This window comes from Streptomyces sp. NPDC087787, from assembly GCF_044743035.1.
GTDB lineage: Bacteria > Actinomycetota > Actinomycetes > Streptomycetales > Streptomycetaceae > Streptomyces.
In genome coordinates, this window is the sequence record NZ_JBIUVQ010000051.1 from 1 (window position 1) to 5,268 (window position 5,268).

Sequence of the window (5,268 nt, forward strand, 5' to 3'; positions counted from 1 at the left end):
TACCTCACCCCGCTGGAGATCCGACAGCGACACGAGCAAGAACACGCCCTCGCGGCGTAAGCAACGAGTGTCCAGCATCACGGGGAAAGTCCAGGGATGTATCAAACCCCACCAGGTGACGGACTGTGGCAATACATGTGACAGTCGACGACAGATTCACCTGGAATCTCGTCGACGGGGTGGTTCCGCGCGGGCCGAACGGGCATCCAGTCCCGAAGTGATGGGGGGACACCAGGCCGTAGTACCCCGGTACCACCCGCCTGGCGGTGTTCAGCCCCCGGGTACCACCGGATCCGGCAGATCGCGGACTTAGCGTGACGGAGGAGGCGTCAGGCGTGCAGGGCGCGCCGGAGTCCGAAAGAGGGAACGCGAATGATCGAGGCACAGCAGCTCACCAAGAGGTACGGAGAGAAGACAGCCGTCGACGGGCTGGACTTCACCGTGAAGCCGGGCACGGTGACCGGCTTCCTCGGCCCCAACGGGGCGGGCAAGTCCACGACGATGCGCATGATCGTCGGGCTCGACGCGCCGACGAGCGGGTTCGTCACGGTGAACGGACAACGCTACGCCCGCCACCGGGCGCCGCTCCAGGAGGTCGGGGCGCTGCTGGAGGCGAAGTCGATCCACCCGGGCCGCTCGGCCTGCAACCATCTCCGGGCCCTCGCCCTGACCCACGGCATCCCGCGCCGCCGGGTTGACGAGGTCATCGACCTTGCCGGTCTCGGCAGCGTCGCGAGGAAGCGGGCCGGTGCCTTCTCCCTCGGCATGGGCCAGCGGCTCGGCATCGCGGCCGCCCTGCTCGGCGATCCGCAGACCGTGATGCTCGACGAGCCGGTCAACGGACTGGACCCCGAGGGCGTCCTCTGGATCCGGAACCTGCTCACCTCCCTCGCGAGCGAAGGGCGCACGGTGTTCGTCTCTTCGCACCTGATGAGCGAGGTGTCACTGGTGGCTGATCACCTGATCATCGTCGGGCGTGGACGGTTGCTGGCCGACACGACCGTACGGGACCTGGTCCGCGAGGCCGGCGGCGACACCGTGAAGGTCGCCACGGACGACCCCGCACGGTTGCGGGACGTACTGGCCGGAGACGGCGTGGAGATCACCGGCCGCGTGGGCTCCGAGGAACTGCAGGTGACCGGGCTGTCCGCCCGCGAGATCGGGCTGAAGGCGGTCGAGCACGGGATCCCGCTGTTCGAGCTGACCACGAAGGCGGTGTCGCTGGAGGAGGCGTTCATGGAACTGACCAGGGACGCCGTGGAGTACCACGGCTCCACGACTGGCACCGAGACCTCCGGGAGCGCGGCATGAGCACCCTCACGGCAACCCCCGAGTCCCCTGAGACCGCCCAGGCCGCGCCGGCCCGCCCCGCCTACCGGGTGACCGGACGGCGGGTGCTGGCCTCGGAGTGGGCCAAACTGTGGTCTCTGCGCTCCACCTGGATCACTCTCGGCCTGGGCCTGCTGTTCCTCGTCGCCTTCGGCGTCATCGCCGCGAGCCGCTACAAGTCCGGTATCGACTCCGGCCGTCCCATGGACGGCCACTTCGCCGACGCGACGGCCGTGAGTCTGTCCCTCTTCGGCACGAACTTCGCACAGCTGGCCCTCGGCGTGCTCGGCGTGCTGGTCACCGCGGGCGAGTACTCCACCGGCATGATCCGCTCCACCATGGCCGCGGTGCCGCGCCGGCTGCCCGTGCTGTGGTCCAAGGCGGCTGTGTACGGGCTGGTCGCGCTGGTGATCGCCACCGTGGGCGTGTTCGTCGCCTTCCTCGTGGGCAGCCAGGTCGTCTCCGGCACGCCCGCCGCCATGGGCCTCGGCCACGCCGGTGTCCTTCGCAGCCTGCTGGGCGCCGGGCTCTACCTGGGCCTGGTCGGCGTGATCGGCACCGCCCTGGGCGCGCTGCTGCGGTCCGTTGCCGGCGGTATCTCGGTCCTGGTCGCCGCCTTCATGCTCGTACCCGGACTGATCTCCCTGCTGCCCAGCTCATGGAGCGGGAACATCGACCCTTATCTGCCCAGCCACGCCGGCGAGTCGATCTTCGCCCTGACTCACGACTCGACCACCCTGGCGCCGGGCGCCGGGCTCTGGGTCTTTCTCGGCTGGACGGCACTGGCGCTGGCTGCAGCGGCATACCGGCTGCGGCGCAGCGACGTCTGAGCAGCCACCCGCATCATGGGTTGGTGAACTCCGTGACCACCGAAGATCTCAGCGGGATGGGGCCGCTGGTCGCCCGGCTCGGCCGGGCCGGCCAGCGGCTCCGGCATGCCGACCGGGCCCGTCCGTGGGTGCTGGACACCGCGGTCGTGGTGCTGGTCTTCCTGATGTTCTGCCTGCCGGACCTGCTGCACGCGGTCGGCGCGATCGACGGGGAAGGCGACGGCCCGCGCCGCTTCCGCCTGGTGTTCACCCGGTTGCCCGTGGCGGGCATGCTGGCCCTGCAGGCCGGACTGGTGCTGCCACTGCTGTGGCGGCGCCGGGCGCCCGCCGCCGCGTTTGGCGCCATCGCGGCCGTGTTCGTCCTCCAGTGGTCCCTCGGCGCCGCGCTCCGTGCGGACGTCGCCCTCTTCGTCGCCCTGTACAGCCTGGCCCTGCACGGGCGGCTGCGGCAGCTGCCGTGGGCCTGTGCAGCCACGGCGGGCGCGCTCGGCCTGGTCGCGGCACGGGTGTCGGCGGCAGTGTCGGTCGCGGACGCGCTGTTCTTCCTGCTCAGCACGGCGACCGCGGCCCTCGCCCTCGGCCTGATGATCCGTATCCGACGGGCCCAACTGGCCGGGCTTCGGGACCGTGCGGCCCAGCTGGAGATCGAACGCGACCAGCGTGGCAGGCTCGCCGTCGCGGCAGAACGGACACGGGTGGCCCGTGAGATGCACGATGTCGTCGGCCACAACCTGTCCGTCATCATCACGCTCGCCGACGCGGGTGCCTATGCCGCCGGGGCCGCTCCGGAGCGGGGCAGGGAGGCCCTCCACCTCATCGGCGACACCGGTCGCCAGGCCCTGGACGAACTGCGCCGGGTGCTCGGTGTGCTGCGCGAGGCGGACGGCCCGCCGGCCGAACCCGAGCTGAGCCCGCAGCCCGGTCTCGCGGACATCAACACGCTGTGCGAGGGAGTGCGCGCCGCCGGCCTGGAGGTCGTCTACCGTACCGCCGGAGACGTCGACGCCCTCGACAGCGGGGTCCAGCTCACGGCCTACCGCATCGTGCAGGAGGCCCTGACGAACACCCTGAAACACGCCGGCGCCGGTGCGCGTGCGAACCTGACTATCGCCGTTAAGGACATGCGACTGACCATCACCGTCCAGGACTCCGGCCCACTCGTCCCGGCCGACCGTCCCGGCACGGCGAACGAGGAAGGACACGGCCTGGTGGGCATGCGGGAACGAGCAGCTCTCTACGGCGGACACGTCAGCGCGGGTCCCGCGGGCGCCGGCTGGACGGTACGGGCCGCACTCGACCTCACTCCCCAAGGCGGTGCCCGATGACCACCGTGCTCGTCGTGGATGACCAGCCGCTCCAGCGGTACGGCTTCCGCATGCTCCTGGACTCCGTGCCCGAGACCGAGGTCGTCGGCGAGGCCGCGCACGGAGCGGAAGCGGTGCGCAAGGCCGCCGAACTCCGCCCCGACGTCGTCCTCATGGACGTACGTATGCCGGGCATGGACGGCATCGAGGCCACCCGCCGCATCGTCGCCGCCGGCGGTCGCTCCCGCGTCCTGGTGCTGACCACGTTCGACCTGGACGAGTACGTGTATGCGGCTCTGCGCGCCGGAGCCAGCGGCTTCCTCCTCAAGGACGCCCGCCCCGAGGAACTCCTTGCGGGCATCAGGGCCGTGGCCGTCGGAGACGCTGTGATCGCCCCCGCGCTCACCCGCCGTCTCCTGCACGAGTTCGCCCGTCTCGTGCCACTCGGCGGCGACGGCTCCGCCGAGGACCCGCGCTTGAGATCCCTCACCGACCGTGAGCGCGAGATCCTCGTCGCCATCGGCAAGGGCTGGAGCAACGGCGAGATCGCCGCCCGCTTCGTCCTGTCGGAGTCCACAGTGAAGACTCATGTCGGCCGCGTCCTGGCCAAGATCGGCGCCCGCGACCGGATCCAGGCGGTGATCTTCGCCTACGACCACGGCCTGGCCCGGCCTCATGGGGACTGACCCGCGGCGCCCGCGCCCCTTGCCGAAAACCTCATCCGCCCCGGTGGGAGGAGTGTGCGTGGTTCAAGGGGATTTCAGTGGCGTCGCTGAGCGCGGCCCTCTGGCGCGAATGCCGCGGACTGCGGGAGCATGATCGATCGTGCTGCTGCGACCGGCCTACCTGGCTGTGCCGCATGCGTTTCCCGTGCTGCGTTTGCTACGGATGAGCGAATGCGACAGGACGTGGCCACAGAAAGATCTCCTTCGGATTCGATGAGATGGTGCTTCGGCCGGACGGCCTGTCCGGTCCTCGCTCACCGCGCCGGGTGCCTATCCAGGGGCAGCAGGGCCAGCCGATGCGGAGTCTGCCGCACCGGAGCGAAATCGAGGGGCGCTCGATCCGTTTGCGGTTCACGCGGTGTCCGAGCCGGCGCAGCCCGGCGTGGATGCGCGGCACCCCGTAGGTGGCTTTGGAGGCGAGGTGCAGCACGGTGATCTCGTGGGCCAGGGCGTCATCGGCGGCCTTCCTCGCCGAGCGCGCCTTCTCGCCGGCCAGCCACGCGTAGAAGGAGGAGCGGGCTACCTTCAGCAGCCGGACCTGGCACGCGGAGATCGCCCGCGCCCGCGAGCACTGCGCCGACCGTGCTCTGACCGATACGGGCCGCTTCATGGAGCAGGACGTCAACCCGTCGTCGGCGCCGACAGCCGCGGCTTCGACGGCGGCAAACTGGTCAACGGCCGCAAGCGGCACGTCGTGGTCGATCCCTGGCCGCGGGAGGCGCGCTGATCCCCACCGCCGCGTTCGCCGCCCCGGCCCAGACCAGCGCGGGCTGGCTTACGCGCCGACCAAGCCAGATAACTTCCTGCGCGCGACCGCTTCGCCAGCCAACACCAGCCGACCACCAGCAGCCAGGACTCCTTCGCGAAGAAGACCGCCGCTTTTCGCAGTACCTCGATCGTCATAACTCCCGGTGCGGAGCTTGGGGACGGCCAGTTCGACGGTGCCCGCCCGGGTGTCCCACTCGCGCGGGCGGGTTGCGAGGTCCTGAACCTTCCCCTTGATCGTGGACACCTGGAGACTGGGACGCGAGGTTCCAGAGGAAGTAGTGCCAGGTGGGAAGCAAGAGCAACCGCAGCAGG

Annotated in this window: 5 protein-coding genes; 4 read left to right on the forward strand and 1 reads right to left on the reverse strand. The window is 70.4% G+C overall.

The features are described from left to right. Positions 1 to 372 precede the first annotated feature (372 nt). Genes ACIOWN_RS34340 through ACIOWN_RS34355 form a run of 4 tightly spaced genes read left to right on the forward strand, consistent with a single transcriptional unit; the run spans position 373 to position 4,149 of the window. Positions 373 to 1,311, forward strand: coding sequence for an ATP-binding cassette domain-containing protein (locus ACIOWN_RS34340; protein ID WP_401984452.1), 939 nt, complete (start codon positions 373 to 375; stop codon positions 1,309 to 1,311). Continuing rightward, complete coding sequence (locus tag ACIOWN_RS34345; RefSeq protein WP_401984453.1) at positions 1,308 to 2,159, forward strand: ABC transporter permease; 852 nt, start codon at positions 1,308 to 1,310, stop codon at positions 2,157 to 2,159. The genes ACIOWN_RS34340 and ACIOWN_RS34345 overlap by 4 nt, the downstream gene beginning before the upstream one ends. Before the next feature lie 56 nt (positions 2,160 to 2,215). After that, complete coding sequence (locus tag ACIOWN_RS34350) at positions 2,216 to 3,484, forward strand: sensor histidine kinase (RefSeq protein ID WP_401984458.1); 1,269 nt, start codon at positions 2,216 to 2,218, stop codon at positions 3,482 to 3,484. Then, positions 3,481 to 4,149 carry a response regulator gene (locus ACIOWN_RS34355; protein ID WP_401984454.1) on the forward strand — a complete coding sequence of 223 codons (669 nt, stop codon included), beginning with the start codon at positions 3,481 to 3,483 and terminating at the stop codon, positions 4,147 to 4,149. Before ACIOWN_RS34350 ends, ACIOWN_RS34355 begins: the two co-directional genes overlap by 4 nt. A gap of 196 nt (positions 4,150 to 4,345) precedes the next feature. Here the strand turns inward: ACIOWN_RS34355 and ACIOWN_RS34360 are convergent, their stop codons facing one another. After that, entirely contained in the window at positions 4,346 to 4,879 is a 534-nt protein-coding gene (locus tag ACIOWN_RS34360; RefSeq protein ID WP_401984456.1) for an IS3 family transposase, read from the reverse strand. Positions 4,880 to 5,268 lie beyond the last annotated feature (389 nt).

Excerpts from the sequence above, each read along its gene's own strand:
- ACIOWN_RS34340 (WP_401984452.1), top strand. The coding sequence starts at position 373 with ATGATCGAGGCACAGCAGCTCACCAAGAGGTACGGAGAGAAGACAGCC.
- ACIOWN_RS34345 (WP_401984453.1), top strand. The coding sequence starts at position 1,308 with ATGAGCACCCTCACGGCAACCCCCGAGTCCCCTGAGACCGCCCAGGCC.
- ACIOWN_RS34350 (WP_401984458.1), top strand. The coding sequence starts at position 2,216 with ATGGGGCCGCTGGTCGCCCGGCTCGGCCGGGCCGGCCAGCGGCTCCGG.
- ACIOWN_RS34355 (WP_401984454.1), top strand. The coding sequence starts at position 3,481 with ATGACCACCGTGCTCGTCGTGGATGACCAGCCGCTCCAGCGGTACGGC.